The sequence below is a fragment of the Tolypothrix sp. FACHB-123 genome, assembly GCF_014697075.1.
Taxonomy (GTDB): Bacteria; Cyanobacteriota; Cyanobacteriia; order Cyanobacteriales; family Nostocaceae; genus Aulosira.
This window is the reverse complement of sequence record NZ_JACJRE010000100.1, coordinates 1-18,912: the sequence shown is the minus strand read 5'-3', so window position 1 is coordinate 18,912 and position 18,912 is coordinate 1. Positions and strand designations below refer to the sequence as shown.

At 40.6% G+C, this 18,912-nt stretch carries 15 protein-coding genes; 10 read left to right on the top strand and 5 right to left on the bottom strand.

The genetic code is table 11. The annotated features are described in order from the left end of the window. Window positions 1-620: 620 nt before the first annotated feature. Window positions 621-1,634, bottom strand: coding sequence for a caspase family protein (locus tag H6G41_RS32600; RefSeq protein ID WP_190752353.1), 1,014 nt, complete (start codon window positions 1,632-1,634; stop codon window positions 621-623). Window positions 1,635-1,854: 220 nt separating this feature from the next. After that, complete coding sequence (locus H6G41_RS32595) at window positions 1,855-5,061, bottom strand: DEAD/DEAH box helicase (RefSeq protein ID WP_190752351.1); 3,207 nt, start codon at window positions 5,059-5,061, stop codon at window positions 1,855-1,857. A gap of 382 nt (window positions 5,062-5,443) precedes the next feature. Here H6G41_RS32595 and H6G41_RS32590 point away from each other — a divergent pair, with 382 nt between their 5' ends. From H6G41_RS32590 to H6G41_RS32575, 4 genes are all read left to right on the top strand, one after another. Beyond that, window positions 5,444-6,016, top strand: coding sequence for a GNAT family N-acetyltransferase (locus H6G41_RS32590; protein WP_190752349.1), 573 nt, complete (start codon window positions 5,444-5,446; stop codon window positions 6,014-6,016). 102 nt (window positions 6,017-6,118) lie between these two features. Continuing rightward, complete coding sequence (locus H6G41_RS32585; protein WP_190752347.1) at window positions 6,119-8,275, top strand: polyribonucleotide nucleotidyltransferase; 2,157 nt, start codon at window positions 6,119-6,121, stop codon at window positions 8,273-8,275. A gap of 539 nt (window positions 8,276-8,814) precedes the next feature. Continuing rightward, on the top strand, window positions 8,815-9,141 hold the full coding sequence (clpS, locus tag H6G41_RS32580) for an ATP-dependent Clp protease adapter ClpS (RefSeq protein WP_190752345.1): 327 nt from the start codon (window positions 8,815-8,817) through the stop codon (window positions 9,139-9,141). Between the two features lie 5 nt (window positions 9,142-9,146). Beyond that, window positions 9,147-9,440 (top strand): DUF2103 domain-containing protein, encoded by a 294-nt coding sequence (locus tag H6G41_RS32575; protein WP_190752343.1) that lies wholly within the window; start codon window positions 9,147-9,149, stop codon window positions 9,438-9,440. Between the two features lie 160 nt (window positions 9,441-9,600). Here H6G41_RS32575 and H6G41_RS32570 read toward each other — a convergent pair whose 3' ends face one another. Further along, a complete protein-coding gene (locus H6G41_RS32570) occupies window positions 9,601-9,921 on the bottom strand; it encodes a hypothetical protein (protein WP_190752341.1) in 321 nt (106 codons plus the stop codon). Window positions 9,922-10,380: 459 nt separating this feature from the next. On the opposite strand from H6G41_RS32570, the gene H6G41_RS32565 reads away from it, so the two are divergent. Both H6G41_RS32565 and H6G41_RS32560 read left to right on the top strand, forming a co-directional pair. Beyond that, the gene (locus H6G41_RS32565; RefSeq protein WP_190752338.1) at window positions 10,381-11,157 is read left to right on the top strand and encodes a hypothetical protein; all 777 of its coding nucleotides are present in this window, start codon (window positions 10,381-10,383) and stop codon (window positions 11,155-11,157) included. A 157-nt stretch (window positions 11,158-11,314) separates the two neighbouring features. Next, entirely contained in the window at window positions 11,315-12,607 is a 1,293-nt protein-coding gene (locus H6G41_RS32560; protein ID WP_190752337.1) for an ABC transporter substrate-binding protein, read from the top strand. Window positions 12,608-12,681: 74 nt separating this feature from the next. On the opposite strand, the gene H6G41_RS32555 is transcribed toward H6G41_RS32560, so the two are convergent. Both H6G41_RS32555 and H6G41_RS32550 read right to left on the bottom strand, forming a co-directional pair. After that, entirely contained in the window at window positions 12,682-14,751 is a 2,070-nt protein-coding gene (locus tag H6G41_RS32555) for a S9 family peptidase (RefSeq protein WP_190752335.1), read from the bottom strand. 36 nt (window positions 14,752-14,787) lie between these two features. Further along, complete coding sequence (locus tag H6G41_RS32550) at window positions 14,788-15,543, bottom strand: hypothetical protein (RefSeq protein WP_190752333.1); 756 nt, start codon at window positions 15,541-15,543, stop codon at window positions 14,788-14,790. A gap of 202 nt (window positions 15,544-15,745) precedes the next feature. On the opposite strand from H6G41_RS32550, the gene hemE reads away from it, so the two are divergent. The 4 genes from hemE to H6G41_RS32530 all read left to right on the top strand — a co-directional run bounded on the left by hemE (window position 15,746) and on the right by H6G41_RS32530 (window position 18,655). Next, window positions 15,746-16,798 carry a uroporphyrinogen decarboxylase gene (hemE, locus tag H6G41_RS32545; protein ID WP_190752331.1) on the top strand — a complete coding sequence of 351 codons (1,053 nt, stop codon included), beginning with the start codon at window positions 15,746-15,748 and terminating at the stop codon, window positions 16,796-16,798. Window positions 16,799-17,064: 266 nt separating this feature from the next. Further along, complete coding sequence (locus H6G41_RS32540; protein ID WP_190752329.1) at window positions 17,065-18,030, top strand: NAD(P)-dependent oxidoreductase; 966 nt, start codon at window positions 17,065-17,067, stop codon at window positions 18,028-18,030. An 81-nt stretch (window positions 18,031-18,111) separates the two neighbouring features. After that, window positions 18,112-18,405, top strand: coding sequence for a BrnT family toxin (locus H6G41_RS32535; protein WP_306790458.1), 294 nt, complete (start codon window positions 18,112-18,114; stop codon window positions 18,403-18,405). Then, complete coding sequence (locus H6G41_RS32530; RefSeq protein WP_190752326.1) at window positions 18,389-18,655, top strand: BrnA antitoxin family protein; 267 nt, start codon at window positions 18,389-18,391, stop codon at window positions 18,653-18,655. The genes H6G41_RS32535 and H6G41_RS32530 overlap by 17 nt, the downstream gene beginning before the upstream one ends. Window positions 18,656-18,912 lie beyond the last annotated feature (257 nt).

Below are 18,912 nucleotides of genomic sequence, written 5' to 3'. Positions count from 1 at the left end.
CATTCTACTTTTAGCATTCCTGTTTGATTTTCTACCACACCACCTATCCACAGTAATATGTTTTCTGCGAAAACTCCAGTTTTCAAGATGGATGAGGTTTAGTTCTGATGGAATTAGCTTTTTAGTTTATTTGAGTGCCTGGGTAGGGAAGATTTTCATCTCATTTGATTGTATAAGTTTTTCACGGCATCCCTGAAAGGGGAAGGTTGGTGTAAATTTCTCGGTGCTTGGTGTTTGGAAGGCGAAAGTTCGTGTAAATTTCTCGGTGTTTGGTGTTTGGAAGGCGAAAGTTCGTGTAAATTACTCGGCGCTTGGTGTTCGGAAGGCGAAAGTTCGTGTAAATTACTCGGAAGTCAATATAATTTTCAGGGCACAGCATTTCCTAGTTGTGTTAACTGAAGTTAAAAATAGCCTCTGTCTTAGCTTTGTCGCCCGCCTGGGAATTCATTCCCAGGCTAATAGCCCAAGTCTACTAAAAGTAGACTCAAGATTTTGAGGATATCTAGTCATCTTGAGATGACTTTCGCTATGAGCAAGGAACTTCAGTTCCTTGCGGTAAATGGGTTTCGCGTTAAGTTGACACCAATGAGCAATGCCTTGCCCCTACCTGTGGATTTTAATTAATCTAATCCGGTTGTTTGATGTCGGGATTCTAATTCAATTACTTGGCGGCGTTTTTCTTCTAATTCAATCTGCAAATCTACGGGAATCCTGATTCCATAGGAAGCGGCTTGTTCTTCTAAAATAGCTAATGCTCGTTTTGCTCTTGCGAGTGCAGGTGTGACGACTTCTTGATCCGTCATTATTTTAGGCGAATCTGGGATAAATTTTACTAGTCCTTTTCCGCCGCGCAACATGGCTATGGGGAAATCTTCCATTGCTGTATCAAAAAATGGCGTTTGTTCTTTCCTACACAGGGTTCTAGCGCTTTCTGGCACAGTTTTCCCTAAATGATTGATCAGGTTTGAGAGCATAACTGTGGTGTCTCCTGGCTTGTTAGCGGCTCCCTGCAATGCTTCGATGAGATGATAAGTGTAGAGGCTCATGGTTTTATCGGGGCGTATCCAAGAACTTTGATTACCTCTGGATGATGTAAATACTGCCCTTCCTTCTCCTTGCTTCAAGTCATCTATCACACCCTTGGGTAAGGCTGTGGCGATAAAATCTGCTGGTAGTTCGCCTTTGGAAGTAGCCATACCTTCTGCATGACAGCTATCAATTACTACCCACAAGCGCTTGGCTGGAATTTGTCGCAAGGCTTGTGTAAATTCTGCGGCAGATAGGGCGGTGTTAGCAATATCTGAGGATTTGAAGTCATGTTGCAGTAAGTAATAACACTGGCTTGCTAGGTCAAAGCATCCATGACCGGAGTAATACACTACTATTGTCGCATTGCGATCGCTGGCTGCTTTTTCTTGTAACCAGGTTAATCCAGCGATGATTGCGCTACGTGTTGTCTGCTCATTCTGCAATAAGCGAATATTTGCGGAATCATAGGCACACAAGTTTGCATCGGTTAGCACGGTTTTTAGTGCTTGCACATCTTTGACTGTAACGGGTAATGACCATTTTGGTTCGGTTGTTCTACCAACTCCAATTAACAAAGCATAACCGTGTTCAAATTGGTTAGACATAATCGTAGAGTCTAGAGAATAAAGCTAGTAAATCGACCATACTGTAGGGGCACGGCATCCACAATCTTCTCAGATATACAATAATCTTACTGGTGCCGTGCCCCTACTACTTTGTATTCTGTTTTATGGCTGAGGGTGTAGCAGCTTAAATTTTGGATGGTGCGTTGCGCTACGCGACAACACACCCTACGTTGGAAATTTTTCAATTATAACTACGACATTATTCTGCATCTTCTTCAATTACAGAACTGCGATCTAGTAACAGTAAATTGCGGAGTTGGTCGGTATCTAATTCTGTTAACCAATCTTCTCCAGCACCTACAACTTGTTCTGCTAGTTGTTTTTTACTTTCAATCATGTCATGAATTTTTTCTTCTAATGTGCCAGTACAAACAAATTTATGTACTTGCACATTGCGGGTTTGACCTATACGAAATACGCGGTCTGTGGCTTGATTTTCGACTGCGGGGTTCCACCATCTATCAAAGTGGAAGACATGATTGGCTCTGGTTAAATTTAAGCCTACACCCCCAGCTTTTAAGGAGAGAATCATAATCGGTGGCCCTTGGGGGTCTTGTTGGAAACGGTCGATCATTTCCTCACGTTGTTTTTTGCTAGTGCTACCATACAAGAAAAATATTTCTCGCCCTAGCTGTTTTTCTAAGTGGGGTTTAAGTAATTTACCCCATTCGGCAAATTGAGTGAAGATTAAAGCGCGATCGCCTTCTGCTAATGCTTCTTCTAGCATTTCGTCCAAGCGCTGAAGTTTGCCAGAATTATATTTATTTAGCGAGTCTGCTTTTAAATATTGGGCGGGATGATTGCAGACTTGTTTGAGCTTAATTAATAAGGCTAAAATCATTCCCCTGCGTTGCAATCCTGTAGCGGTGTCAATTTCTGATAAAGACTCTTCTACAACTTTTTGATAAAGCGTGGCTTGTTCGGGGCTAAGTCCGCAAAATACGGTCATTTCTTGCTTTTCTGGCAAGTCCTGAATAATATCTTTATCTGTTTTCAGTCGCCGCAGAATAAACGGTTGCACTAATGAACGCAATTGATTTAATGAAGAGGAATCGCCATACTTTTCAATTGGCATAGCAAACCTGCGTTGAAAGAATTGTTTATTCCCTAAATAACCAGGATTGAGAAAATCTAAAATAGACCAAAGTTCTTGCAGTCTATTTTCCACTGGCGTACCAGTTAAAGCGATGCGAAATGTGGCTTCTAATTGTCTAACTGCTTGCGATTGCTTGGCATCAGAGTTTTTCACGTTCTGGGCTTCATCTAATACTATGGCTTGCCAATCAACCGTCTGCAATGATTTGAGATCGCGGTGAATTAATGAGTAACTGGTGACGACTATATTGTATTTTTTTGCTGTTTCTGTAAATGTCTTACCTTTAGGGCGTTTGTCACCGTGATATTGTAAAATTTTGAGTGTGGGTGCAAATTTTTTAACTTCTCTTTCCCAGTTACCCAATACAGAAGTCGGGCAAACTAGTAGGGTGGGTTTTTCTAGTGCATCTTGTTCTTTTAGGTGTAGTAGAAAGGCGATGAACTGGATGGTTTTACCTAAACCCATGTCGTCGGCGAGACATGCGCCTAAACCCCAGCGTTCGAGGAAGGCTAGCCAAGCTGCACCGCGTTGTTGATAAGGTCGCAATTGTCCTTTAAAGTTAGCAGGTGTTGGTAAAGGTGCGATCGCTTGATTATTAGTTAGCGCCCCAATTAATTCTTGTAATGCACCAGAGGCTTCAAAGCTGACTACTGGTAATTTCTCAATAGCTTGGGTATCTCCTGTACTTAAACGTAAAGCATCTTCTAAGGACAAGGACATTTTCTCTTTCCGAGAGGCAAAAAAGCCTTGGGCTGTTTTAATATCTTGGGGACGTAACTCCACCCACTCGCCATTGATTTCTACTAGCGGGCTATTTAAGGCTACCAGCCTGTCAAATTGGGCTTTAGAAATTGTTTGTCCGCCAATTGCCAATTTCCATTGAAAATTGAGTAAGCTTTGTAACCCTAATCGCCCTTGCTGTTGATTGGGGGTTTCGGCGGTAATTTTTAAGCCTAAACGGTTCGCCCAGCCTTCCCGGTTTGCTAAACTCGCTGGTAATACCACGCCTAAACCGCTATCTTCCAAGCGCCAAGCTACAGATTTAATAAAATCGTAAGCCTGGATGGGGTTGAGACTCAAAGATTCGGGAAATTCAGTTTCTAAACTGGGCGCGATCGCGGGATATAATCGCGAAGCTAAGCCCAAACCCCGCATAAAAGTTTCTTGGGGTTGTTCAATGGTGCGATTTTGATAAACTAATTGCTCAACAGGATGCTGCCAAATTGTTGCTGGATCGACTAAAAATGCTGGATCGTCCGCAGCTTGGAGATAATATATTAATTTCCATGCCGATTCTCCCGCTTCAGGCGATCGCAATTCAAAACAAGTCCGAAATAAAGCTTTATGAGTTAATTGATATTGTAGCGGCAGCTTCCAAGCTGTTAATGCTGCTTGCAGTCTTTCTACTCCAATTGCATCTGCATTAATTGTTGGTGATTCACTTGTTAAACCTTGCAACCACTGACGCACTCCCGCAGGTAACGCCGCCATCATTCTCGGTTCAATTATTGCTTGAGAACCTAACATTTCTCGCAATTGGACATCAATTGTACTGTTGAGAAATCCTAAAATTAATTCCTGCGGCGCTAAAGGTAAGTCTACATATAGTTGAGATGGAGTAAATTCTTCAGCCTCAATTGCTGTCTGATATGTCCGACAACCTAAAGGCATTAACTGAGAGAATTTTTCTAATCTTGTACCATCTACTGCACTATCTAAAAGTACTTGCCAGTTAGTAATTAATTTCTCAGTTTCTCGTTGAATTGTTGGTAAAAACTTACCCCTAGCAATTAAATCTAAACTCCATCTAGATACCTGCGACCAAAAGCGTAAATCTCCACTTAGAAATGCATCCTTGCCGCTAATATTACTTAATGGAAGAGAAGCTAAAAATTTGATAGCAAGACTAGGCTGAAGACAAAAACCCTCGACTTTCCAAGGATGTAGATATGGTTGAGAATCTATTGACTCAACAGCAGAATGTATAGGCGAAATACTATTTGCTGATATTTGAGTTGGTAAAGCAATAATTTGCGATTGGCTGGGTAAAGTTAATTCTTTGACAGTTGTACTTTGACGTTTACGCCCAGCATTTACTGCTACTTGGGGTTGCTGGATAAAATTAGCAATTTTCAGGTTGCGGGAAGTTAACCATTCATTTAACTCCTGTGGTGTCATTGCCAAGGGATGTGATGGTATATCAGCGTCACTAATATCAGCATTTACCTGTACAGAACGCCAAGTTTCTCCCCAAATAAATAAACAGTTATTTTGTTTTTTATTTAACCAAATCCCGTGTAAAATTGCCATTTTCCAACTACCGATACGCTACTAATTTGTTTACAGTCAACAATAATTGATTCGTAAATATATAGTTACATCAATTACTTATATGTAGTCTTTTCGTAAAAATAAGTTGATGATTTTATGATAAATCGCTATATATTTACATATTTTGCGTTCTAAATCTCTTAAAAACTCCTATTTACTTAACTCACCCATCTAATAAATCTTGGCGTCCTTCTCTTCTCCCAAGGGGAGACGCTGCGCGAACGAGACGCTAACGCGAAGGCGTCTTGGCGGTTAAATCAATTGAATTTTTTGCCATTTTGCGCAACCATATACAACTTTATCCCTACCAAATATAATAATATTTACTATTATTAATATTCATAAATTAAATTATTGATAAATGCACCTTCCCGCAACTCAACAAACAAAAAATGGCATAAAAGTAGAACTAGATTACATGCATCCGCAAGAACAGGAGGTAGTCAGAGCATTACTCAATCTAGTAATTCTTGAAGGGAAAACCTATCCGCAAAAGCAACCCCTGTCTCCGGCAGAATTTGCAGCTTACTGGTTGAATCAGGATGCTTTTGTTGTCAGGGCTGTTGAGCCGGGTACTACACACAAACCCAAAGATATATTAGGGGCATTTTATTTAAAACCCAACTTTCCCGGTCGGTGTAGCCATATTTGCAACGCTGGTTTTATTGTACAACCAGAAGCGCGGGGTCAAGGCATAGGACGGTTGATGGGAGAGTCGATGTTAGCGATGTCTGGCGACAAGGCGCAGAACGCCTACGCAGCTCAATTAGGCTACGAGGCAGTAATGTTCAATTTGGTCTTTGAAACTAATATACCGTCAATTAACCTGTGGCAGACATTGGGTTTTGAGAGGATCGGCCGCATTCCCCAAGCTGCCAAACTAGCTGACGGGCAAGCGGTAGGGGCACTGATGATGTATCGTACTTTAAGTTGACAAAGTTGTTTATCTTTGTATGTACCTGAAGCCAGCCAGAGGGCATAAATGTTAGGATTGCCACAGAGAGAGAATAGCGTGCATAGAAGGAAAAAAAACTGAATGACAGAAGTTGATAAGTCAATATCCTTTGACGGACGGGATATTCGACTGAAGGTAGGCCTGCTAGCACCCCAAGCTGGTGGGTCAGTTTTGATACAATCGGGGGATACAGCTGTTTTGGTGACGGCTACGCGATCGCAAGCCAGAGAAGGCATTGATTTTCTTCCCCTCACAGTAGATTACGAAGAAAGACTGTATGCTGCGGGTAGGATTCCCGGCGGGATCATGCGGCGTGAAGGTCGTCCCCCAGAAAAAACCATTCTTACTAGCCGTCTGATAGACCGTCCCCTGCGTCCTTTGTTCCCTTCATGGTTGCGGGATGACTTGCAAGTTGTCGCTTTGACGTTGTCAATGGATGAGCAAGTACCGCCCGATGTGCTCGCTGTTACAGGTGCTTCAATTGCTACCTTGATTGCCCAAATTCCTTTTAACGGCCCAATGGCAGCAGTTAGAGTAGGCTTGGTAGGTGATGATTTTGTCATTAACCCTACCTACGCAGAAATTGAAGCGGGAGATTTGGATCTGGTGGTTGCAGGTTCACCAGATGGGGTAATCATGGTTGAAGCTGGAGCCAATCAGTTACCAGAACGCGATATTATCGAGGCGATTGATTTTGGCTACGAAGCTGTGCGGGATTTAATTCAAGCCCAACTAGATTTAGTTCAAGAACTCGGTCTAGAAATTGTCAAAGGCGAACCGCCAGAAGTAGACCCAACTTTAGACCAGTTTATTAGCGATCGCGCTAGTGCAGAAATTAAGAAAATTCTCGCGCAGTTTGAATTAACTAAGCCAGAGCGAGATGCAGCTTTGGATGTAGTTAAGGAAAGTATAGCGAATGCGATCGCGGAATTACCGGAAGAAGATCCCGTCCGCGTAGCCACAACCGCCAACAGCAAAGCCCTTGGTAACACCTTCAAGGAAATTACCAAGCACTTCATGCGCCGTCAAATCATCGAAGACAACGTTCGGGTTGATGGGCGCAAACTTGACGAAGTGCGTCCCGTTTCTTGTTTAGTAGATGTTCTACCTAAGCGAGTTCACGGAAGTGGCTTGTTTAATCGGGGACTCACCCAAGTATTATCTGCTTGTACCCTGGGTACACCCGGCGACGCCCAAAACCTCAATGATGACCTGCAAACAGACCAATCTAAACGCTACCTGCACCATTACAACTTCCCACCCTTCTCCGTTGGCGAAACTAAGCCCATGCGCGCCCCCGGTAGAAGGGAAATTGGTCACGGTGCTTTAGCAGAGCGGGCGCTATTACCAGTGCTACCACCGAAAGAACAATTTCCTTACGTAATTCGCGTAGTATCGGAAGTACTTTCTTCCAACGGTTCCACTTCAATGGGTTCCGTATGTGGTTCCACCCTCGCCTTAATGGATGCTGGCGTACCGATTATCAAGCCTGTTAGCGGTGCGGCGATGGGTTTGATTAAAGAAGGCGATGAAGTCCGGGTTCTCACGGATATTCAAGGTATCGAGGACTTTTTAGGCGACATGGACTTTAAAGTCGCGGGTACAGATTCGGGAATTACAGCCTTACAAATGGATATGAAAATCTCCGGTTTGTCCTTGGATATTATCGCCCAAGCTGTCCATCAAGCGAAATCGGCCAGGTTGCACATTTTAGATAAAATGCTGCAAACCATCGACACACCCCGCACGGAAACCTCACCTTATGCCCCACGCTTGTTGACCATTAAGATCGATCCTGACATGATTGGTCTGGTAATTGGGCCTGGCGGTAAGACAATTAAAGGCATCACCGAAGAAACTGGTGCCAAAATTGACATTGAAGATGATGGCACCGTCACGATTTCTGCTGTGGATGAAAGCAAGGCCAAGAGAGCGAGAAATATCGTCCAAGGCATGACCCGTAAATTACATGAAGGTGATGTTTACGTGGGTCGCGTGACTCGAATTATACCCATAGGCGCATTCGTGGAATTTTTGCCTGGTAAAGAAGGTATGATTCACATCTCTCAACTCGCAGACTACCGTGTAGGCAAAGTTGAAGATGAAGTAGCTGTTGGTGATGAAGTGATTGTCAAAGTGCGCGAGATTGACAACAAAGGTCGAATTAATCTCACACGTTTAGGTATCCATCCTGACCAAGCAGCTGCGGCGCGGGAAGCAGCAGCAGTTAATCGTTAAAACGATTGAGGATTTTAGATTGAATCTAAAATCCGCGATGCCTTAGGGCAAGGCATCGCTGTATGCTTCTCCAATTCAGTCGTAGGATTAAAATTGCGGCTACATAACATTCAAAGACAGGTTAAGACCCAATTAGTTTTGTCATCTAGTAGTGACGCGATGAATGCGGGTAGGGGTTAGGTACAAATTAAATATTTTTGGACGGTCTCAAGTGAGAATGAGTGATGCTTTTTTAGTCTGGCGTAGAAGTAGAGTGACTTCTGGCCTTTAGCATCACAAAAACGAAAAATTCTGTTTTCTATCCCCGATTTCGTTAATAATTTCAGCAATATTACTGATTGACAAATTGCCGATAATCTTAACCTGTCAAGAATGAATCTCAGCGAGCGAGCAAAGTTGAGAGATTAGGTGTTAACTGACATTGCTGTTGAAAAATTCAATGCAGAAAAAGTTAACAGAGCAAATCTGGACTCCAGAGTATGGACTAAACTAGTTATTTGTGAATGTAGTTTTGTAAAATCTTGATGGTTAACTGTTTTATGCTAACCAGACTTTCAGCAGATGTTTATAGGATGAGCGCAACACCAACTGTAGCTCCGACAAAGTCTACTCAAGTTGTGCGCAAGCTTTATCCCAATTACAAAGTGATTGTTCTTAATGACGACTTTAATACATTTCAGCATGTGGCTGAGTGTCTGATGAAGTATATTCCCGGAATGACCAGCGACCATGCTTGGGACTTGACTAACCAGATACATTATGAAGGTCAAGCGATCGTTTGGGTAGGGCCCCAAGAACCAGCAGAACTATATCACCAACAACTACGACGGGCGGGTTTGACAATGGCTCCTCTAGAGGCAGCTTAATTATAATGGGCAAACCCAATGATGGTAGGCTAGTCTGGAATCACTCGACCCACATTGATGGACTCATTCCCATCTTAGAGCGCCTGTGTCAGCAACCAGGAATTCAAACTGTGACACCAGGTGTTATTGGAAGAGTTAAAGGTCATGCTCCCAAAATGCAATTGCGCGTGTCTGTACCGATTCGTGGCGGTTATAAAGTAATCGCCCGACAAGGTAAGACAGTGCAAGAAGTATTTATTTTGACAACTTTAGATCAAAATAGTCTGTTAGAGGCGATCGCGATCGCAATGAAACATTAATCGCGTCAAAGGCTAATAGTCCATAGTTCATTAACTATGCACTGTTTGCCTAGTTCTGTTTGCCTAGTAAAGTAGGACATAAATAGACCATTGCCAATGGCGCAAAAGTCAATAATATTAAATCTATTGACTATTGACTATTGACTTCCGCACAGCGGCACTAGTCTTCTACTTGATGTACAGCAAATCTGTTTAATGGCAAACTGAGGATACAAGAAAACGTTAAAAAATATGACAAAGCTGTAGTAATTTTTAAAGTCATGAGAATCGGTTCCCAGCTAGGTAGCATAACTTTTTCTACGCCAAAAGCAATACAATACACTAGCCAGTAAGAAAAGCTCATTCTCAATAGAATCTGTTCTGTTTCTTCTAATTCGTTTTTTTGCTGCTTACTATCCCAAAGTAACAACAAACCAGCGATACAAGCCACAAAGGAAACAGCAACCACAAACTCGTGACAAAATATATTTACCGAATGCATTTGCCTCGATCCCAAATCATCGTCAATTGAGATTCAGTCTAAAGGAATAGTCCTTGGGGTTGCACAAAATAGTTACAAACTGCAATAGAAATAGGGGATTTATGTAACTAAATTGCAACAATAATTTTATGTTTATTTTGCTTGTCTGTTGCTAAAGTTGCAAATCTTACGAGTCTCATAGACTGAGAAATTTTTATACCAATTATCGATAAACCTGAGAAAACAGCACTAATTTATATAGCAATGCTAAAAGATATGTGAAATATTACATGTATAGTTGTTAACCGTTGATACTAAACAGTCAACAGTCAACAGTCAACAGCCAAAACCGATATTTTCCACAACTGAAATAAGATTGCTATAGTAACTTCAAGTTACATCTTGATATTGAGTCCTATTATGCTATAGTCTGAAGTTTCTTGGAGGACTAACAAATATTGGCTTATAGGCAAGATAGCTATGGATTTTCATAATAATTTACTGTTTTATCCGGAAATTCCCGATCCACGAACAATTATTTCTAAGATTTGCCAAAGACTTGGCTATACTTACTCTAATAGTCTGGAACAAGACTATTTATTAGGATTCAAATGGAAGGATACTACTTACTACGCATTAGATAGTCAAAATCTTCCTCTTTTGAGTCAGCTACAAATTTTTAACTCCAATTGTATTGACATCAGCAAGAACTACGTCTATAAAGCTTATTCGCTAATATTTGGCAATACTCTTGCTGTTGACCCTTTAGTATTTTCGGGTGCAATGGTAAGCAAATCAAATCGTAATGCTACTCATGATGGAGCTATTATTCAAGGGCCAATTGCAGAAATTGATTCTGAGAAAAGCTATTGTATATTAGTAGATAACTCTGATGGAAATGATGTAATTGATTATCGAGTTCCTATATTTCTAGATACAATTCCTTTGGTTTATATCAAACGGAGAGAAATCGCAACTCGTTTTGAAAATGTAAACCTTTCTGCATCTCTTGTATCTCCTGAAGAAGTATTCAGCATTGAGGAGATTCATAATCTTATAGCTTTTGCAAATGAGATAGGGATGGAATATGGAGAACTTGACGTTTTAAGAGATAGAAATTCGCAAAAAATTTATGTTGTTGATGCTAACAATACTCCTTTTGGCCCGCCTAAGGGTCTATCTGAGGAAGATTCTCTCCGTGCATTGACAATATTATGTAATTCTTTTGAAGACACTTTTATTACTCAAGGAACTTAATTTGGCTAAATGTCAAAAATATTGGCATTAATTTTGTAGTGAATAGTTTATTCCTCAAATCAGGATTGAAGTCCTAACTACAAACTCTTAATTATTTACATTTTTCTCCTTATTGACTTGACTTAGTGACATAAACTTGAGCATCTTCTCATTCCAGATGAAGCAATTTCTGCACCATTCAATAAAGTCTTTTTTGCGGCTATCACTTCAGTTAATTGTGCTGAGTAGCTGCCTAATTTTTTTATCTAGTTGTCAAGTATCAGCGCCAAAGGATGATGGAGTAATTCATCTGAAATTATGGCAATCTGTGAATCCTCCTGCTAATCGTGATGTATTTGAAAAATTAGTCAGAAAATTTAATCAAACTCATCCGCAAATTCAAGTGCAATCTATCTTTGTCGGTCAACCCCAATTGCCAAAAATTTTAACAGCCGTTGTGGGTAATGTACCTCCAGATATTTTGTCATTCAACCCGCAAAATACAGGTCAATTTACAGAATTAGGCGCAATTCAACCTTTAGACGATTGGCTAGAAAAATTACCACTAAAATCGGAAGTCCTGCCTAACCTATTGGAGGAATTGCGATTAGATGGCCATATTTGGTCAATACCTTTATACACTGCCAATCTCGGTATTTTTTATCGACCATCACTTTTTCAAGCTGCGGGAATTACAGAAATTCCTCAAACATGGGAAGAATTAAGGGAAGTTGCTAAAAAGTTAACTATTGACCGCAATGGTGATAAAAGACCAGAACAGTATGGAATTTTACTTCCTTTAGGAAAGCAAGAATGGGCTGTTTTTAGTTGGTTTCCTTTTTTATTGAGTGCTGGGGGTGAAGTAGTCACAGATAATAAGCCGAATTTAATCAATCAAGGCGCTATTAATGCTTTGCAATTTTGGCAAGATTTAATGAAAGATGGTTCAGCTACCCTTTCACCGCCAGAACGGGGCTATGAAGAGGATGCTTTTATTTCTGGTAGAGTGGCAATGCAAATCACAGGGCCTTGGACTTATATTATGAAGTCGAAGGTTGATTATAAAGTATTTCCCATCCCAACAAATCTGAAGCAGGCGACGGTAACAGCTACGGGGGTGATGTATTTGATGAAAACTACACCCGCTAGAGAACAAGCCGCACTCAAGTTTTTGGAATATGTTTTGAGTGAAGAATTCCAAACAGAATGGAGTATAGGTACAGGTTTTTTACCAGTTAATATCAAAGCCACTCAAAGCCAAGCTTATCAGCAATTCCTCAGTCAAAAACCAGCATTAAAAGTGTTTGCGGATCAGATGTCCATAGCAGGTTCTCGACCGATTGTAGCTAAATATAGTCGTCTATCCGAAAGTATTGGTAGAGCAATTGAATCTACATTATTGGGTAAATCTACTGCGGAATTGGCTCTGAAAAAAGCTCAAGAAAGGTTAGATTTAATTTGGGATAAGTAGTCAGTTGTCAGTTGTTAGTTGTCAGTTGTCAGTAGTGACCACAGTCAACGGTCAACGGTCAACAACACAGCATTTTACTTTGTTAAACCCAATCTATCTAAAATAAAAGCATATTCAAAAGCTAATTCTCGCAAACTTTCATAACGTCCAGATGCACCGCTATGTCCTGCACCCATGTTGGTTTTTAACAGGAGAATATTATTATCTGTTTTGATTTCTCTTAATTTAGCTGTCCATTTAGCTGGTTCCCAATATTTAACGCGAGAATCATTTAAGCCGGCGGTAATTAACATATCTGGGTAATCTTTTGCCTCAACGTTATCGTAAGGCGAGTAAGATTTCATGTATTCGTAATACACTGGATCGTTGGGATTACCCCATTCTTCCCATTCCATTGCTGATAGGGGTAAGGATGTGTCTAAGATTGTCGTGACGACATCGACAAAGGGAACGTGAGCAACTACTGCTTTGAAGAGTTCGGGGCGGAGATTGACAACTGCTCCCATTAATAAACCCCCTGCACTACCACCTGTAATAATTAGGCGATCGCTCGCTGTCCAATTTTCTTTAATCAAATATTCAGCACAGGCGATAAAATCTGTAAAGGTGTTCTTTTTCTGTAAAAATTTACCGTCTTCATACCATTGTCGCCCCATTTCTTCCCCACCCCGAATATGCGCGATCGCAAAAATTACGCCTCTATCTAACAATGTCAGGCGATTTGAGGAAAAGGTAGCCGGGTAAGAAGAACCGTAAGCACCGTAACCTGTTAGTAGCAGGGGATTTTTACTGTCTTTTTTAATTCCTCGTTTATAAACAATGGAAATGGGAACTTTTGTACCATCTTCAGCAGTAGCTATCAGCCATTCGCTTTGATATTGGGTTCTGTCGTAACCTCCCAATACTTCCGTTTCTTTTTTCAATTCCCGTTCATTTGTTTCCATGTTGTAGTCGAAAACAGATTGCGGTGTAATAAACGAGGTGTAATGGAAACGTAAAATATTTGTATTAAATTCTGGGTTACTACCTTCATAAAATTCATAGGTAGGTTCAGGAAAAGTAATATTACTTTCTTTACCAGTCATCAGGTTTCTGATTCTGGCAGTTTCTAAACCACCTTTTCGTTCATAAATTACTAAATGATTAGCAAATAAACTAATTCCTGATAATAATACATCTGCTTGATGGGGAATTACAGTTTGCCAATTTTCTTGACTGGGTGCAGTTACCAATGTTTTGACTAATTTAAAATTGGTAGCTTCATCATTAGTAACTATGTAAAAGTAATCGCTGTGATGATCGACTTCATATTCCATCCCAGTAGTGCGGGGATGAATTAACTTCCAATCGCCTTCAGGATGATTTGCATCTAAATAATGAACTTCTGTGGTGATGCTGCTTCTTAACAGCATGAAAATATAAGCTTGACTGCGGGTTTTATCCACATATAAATGGTAAATATCATCAAGTTCTTCATAAATTAATACATCGTCTTCAACAGCAGTCCCTAAAGTATGGCGTAATAGCTGATAAGGACGATTAGCATCATCAAGTGTGGTATAAAATATTGTTTTATTATCATTAGCCCAAGCCACTGAAAAATAGGTATCAGGGATAGTTTCAGCGGCTAATTCATGGGTATTTAAGTCTAAGAAATACAGAGTGTATTGCTCAGAACCACTGGTATCAACGGAGTAAGCTAAGATTTGATGATTGGGACTAACATCAAATACACCTAAGCTAAAAAACTCGTGTCCTTTGGCGAGTTCATTTTCATCTAAAAGCACTTCTTCCGGTGCTTCTAAACTACCATGTTTGCGGCAGTAAATGGGATAATCTTTACCTTCTTCAGTACGGATATAATAGTAGTATTCATCTTTGCGGTATGGCACTGAGAGGTCAGTTTCTTTAATCCGTGCCAGCATTTCTTGATAGAGTTTTGTTTGCAGCGGTTGCGTGTGTTGCATCATCGCTGCGGTATAAGTATTTTCTGCTTCTAAATAAGCAATAACTTGGGGGTTCTCATCATCACGCAGCCAAAAGTAGTTGTCAATGCGGCGATCGCCATGTAACTTCAAAACCTCTGGCTGTTTGTTGGCAACTGGTGGTTTAGTAATATTGGGTAACAAATTATCCTGAGACATTATCAATGATCGGCAGCAATTGACTGCTTAGTAAGCTTAGGATGAGCTAGGAATTACAGATTTGTGGTGTGATTTTCTTTTTAAAGTACACAAGCCAATTGCGGGAATAAATCCCAGAATAAAAGCTGTAAATCCTTGCCCATTCCAATACAATATCGAAGTCCGGTTAGCTTCGGGAATAAAATTTTGCAATAAAGAAAGCAGCCAAATTAAAGTACTGATGAAGAAGAAGCAAACTGCTGGGAGAAAATTCCACCACCAAGAGTTGACTGTATAGCGCCGCAACACTAGCCATTGGCAAAATCCCAGCCAAATCCCGGAAATAATATAGGCAATAGTAGACAAGCCTCCCAATAACAGCATGGCTTCAGGAGGTACATTTTCGTTAAAGGATGCAGCAATAGACTTGATATAGTTAATCCAGCCTGTAGAAACGGTGCTAGCTATTTGCCAACCGATGCTGGTAGCTATTAACCACCACCAACCGGGGATATAGGGACGAATCACCAGCGCTTGATCGGCTGCGAAAATTAAGGCAAAGACTGCACTGCTAACAAAGCTGACTAAAACATTCCAGATTTGGGGATCTGGAAGCAAATCTGGTGATAACTGATTGAGCAGATTTTCCGCAGCTATACTAGCAAAGCCACCTACAACCCATCCCAAACAGGTAATGCAGGTAAACTTAATCAGGAAATTTTGAGTTTGAGAACGCGGAATCAAGAATTTTCCAAGTTTAGCAGCGTTCTGATTGGATGGAGCAGGAGCGGAAGTTGGGGAATCAGCTGACATATAAAGTTAAGTTAAGCAGAGACTAATACCGCTTGAGAAAAATTAAAAGTCAAAAAACTTTGATTTTAGGCTGTTGTCAGGTTCTCAATGGGGGAATGATTGAGTTGGCATCTACTAGGTGAGATAGCTTCCTGAAAAAGCGTAATCTCGGAATGATAAGCTAAACAGTGGCATAAAAAAGTGACTTAGGATGAAGTGTTAAATGGGTGTTTCCTCAACAGCTCCTAGACTCCTCATGGCGGCTCGCGGTGAAATAGTAGACCGTCCTCCTGTATGGATGATGCGGCAAGCGGGAAGATACATGAAAGCATATCGAGATTTAAGGGAGAAGTATCCTTCTTTCCGCGATCGCTCAGAAATTCCCGAAGTAGCAATTGAGGTATCCCTACAGCCTTGGAGAGCCTTTCAACCAGACGGGGTAATTTTATTCTCCGACATTGTAACGCCATTGCCTGGTTTAGGCATTGACATGGACATTGCCGAAGGTAAAGGGCCAATTATTCACTCGCCCATTCGCACTCAAGAACAAGTTGATAACCTGCGTCCCTTCGAGCCTGAAGCATCCCTGCCGTTTATCAAAACCATATTGCAGGCGTTGCGTCAAGAGGTAGGGAATCAATCAACGGTATTAGGCTTTGTCGGTGCGCCTTGGACATTAGCTGCTTACGCAGTCGAGGGTAAAGGTTCTAAAACCTACTCGATTATCAAGAATATGGCGTTTTCTGACCCGACAATTCTGCATCAGTTTTTAGCAAAACTCGCAGATGCGATCGCTGTTTACGCCCGCTACCAAATTGACTGTGGCGCTCAAGTTGTGCAAATGTTCGACTCTTGGGCTGGTCAATTGAGTCCTCAAGATTATGACACCTTTGCGCTTCCCTATCAAAAACGGGTGTTTGAACAAGTCAAGCAAACCCATCCAGATACACCATTAATTTTGCTCGTCAGCGGTAGTGCTGGTGTATTGGAGAGAATGGCAAAATCTGGTGCAGATGTTGTGACTGTAGACTGGGCTGTAGACATGGCAGATGCTAGAGCCAGATTAGGTAAGCACGTAAAAGTACAGGGAAATCTCGATCCAGGTGTATTATTTGGTTCCAAAGAGTTTATCCGCGATCGCATTCTCGATACCGTTCGCAAAGCTGGTAATTGGGGTCATATTCTTAACCTCGGTCATGGTGTACTACCAGAAACTCCAGAAGAAAATGTCGCTTTCTTCTTTGAAACCGCAAAGCAACTGAATGTATTGGTTTAGTCAGTTGTCAGTTGTCAGTTGTCAGTTGTTAGTTGTTAGTTGATGACTAACAACTGATAATTGGCATATTTATGTAGATTGGCGCAATTAATGACAACTGGCGGGGTTTGTCATTGGTCAATTGCGTAACATAGTTTATTGCAATTGTGGATTTACTTATCTACGGTTTTGACAATCTCCTCAATAAGTCACTCCATTGGGAACTAAAAATTCAATAGCAGCAACTAATATAAATAAACTTAAATAAATAAAACTTAAAAATATTTATGACCCAGAAACGGATTTTAGTGACTGGTGCAAGTGGTTGTATCGGTCACTACATAGCTGAAGCCTTAATTAAAGAAACAGATTACGAATTATATTTACTAGTTAGGAATCCAAACAAGCTAACAGTTAATACTCAGGCGCGTCCTGGTATCACCGTGTTGCAAGGTGATATGTTGCAAATTAACCAGTTTGTTGACTTGCTATCAACAATTGATACTGCGGTGCTAACAGCGACAGCTTGGGGCGGTGAGGAAACATTTAATATTAATGTTAATAAAACACTAGAATTGCTGAAGCTGCTAGATCCAGAAAAATGCGAACAAGTAATATATTTTTCTACCGCCAGTGTTTTAGATCGCCACAATCAACCCCTCAAAGAAGCTGGGGAAATTGGCACAGATTACGTCAGTTCTAAATATCAGTGTTTACAGCAAATAGCAAAATTAAAAATTGCACCGAAAATTACCACTGTTTTTCCTACTGTAGTATTAGGCGGCGATGCAAACAAGCCCTATTCTGCTGTAACATCTGGTATTCCTGAAGTTACAAAATATGTAAATTTAATTCGGTTTTTGCAAGCCGATGGCAGCTTTCACTTTATTCACGGAAAAGATATAGCCACCACAATCCGCTATTTAATAGATAATCCTGCCACAGAACGGGAACCTCGGAGATTTGTTTTAGGTCAAGAACAATTAACCGTCAACCAAGCAGTAGAACAAGTCTGTAACTATTTGGGTAAAAAGATATACTTCCGCATTCCTTTATCCTTATCATTGGCAAATTTGATTATTGTTGTCTTCCGTATTCAGATGGCTGCTTGGGATAGGTTCTGTATGAATTATCGACATTTCACTTACGATAAAGTTATCAATCCTGCCAGTTTTGGGCTACCAAATTACTGTGCAACAATGAGTGATGTGTTGAAAATTAGCGGCGTGAAAAGTGGCAAATTTCAATCTTAGAAGAGTCACGATAATTCAAATTTTATTCATTTGCAAGTAATTCAAAAAGGTTAGAAAACTCTATTTTTTAGCTGTATATTTTTGGTATATACTGAAAATATGCTCTTTGAATGGGATGCAAACAAACAACGTCGCAATGAACAAAAACACAAAGTTTCTTTTGAAGAAGCTGCCACTGTTTGGACTGATCCTTTGGCTTTAATTGCTCCAGCTCCGCAACATTCTCTTGAAGAAGAAAGAGAATGGATTATTGGAGAGTCTCACCAAGGTCGGTTATTAGTTGTTGTTTATACTATGAGAGAAGAGACGATTAGAATTATTAGTGCCAGACTTGCAACAAAACGGGAGCGTCAACAATATGCCGAAGAGAGTTGAATTTCCTTTTGCTCATGCTAGAAGAATTAGCCCAGAAGAAGTACTAGCTGCGGAACAAGCTATTCAAGAACAATTTGGCATAAATTCAACTCGGCGTGGAAGACCAATTAAAAACGAAACAGAAAAATATCAATCTGTTTCAATTAGGCTACATCCAAAAGTGATTGCTTGGGCAAAATCCGAAGCAGAAAAACGGGGAGTTGGCTATCAAACTATTATTAATGAGGCACTCCTAAAATTATCTACTTGAAGCGATCGCCTTTTTAGTTAATTAATCTACAGCTAAATTTAATGGGGTGACAAAGCAAGGAGGTTTTCATTTCTTGTGACACTTGCGTAAGTCCTATTTAAAAATAAATTCCTGCATTATTCTTTGTGCCTTGGCATCTTTGCATGAGAAAAATTTTGGTTCTTTAGTACTTGTTATGCTAAACTAACAATCAAAATGCCAGTTTAACAAGCATCTAATTCGGAAGTTTTCAAAGTTTCTAAATCCATAAGCCGAGC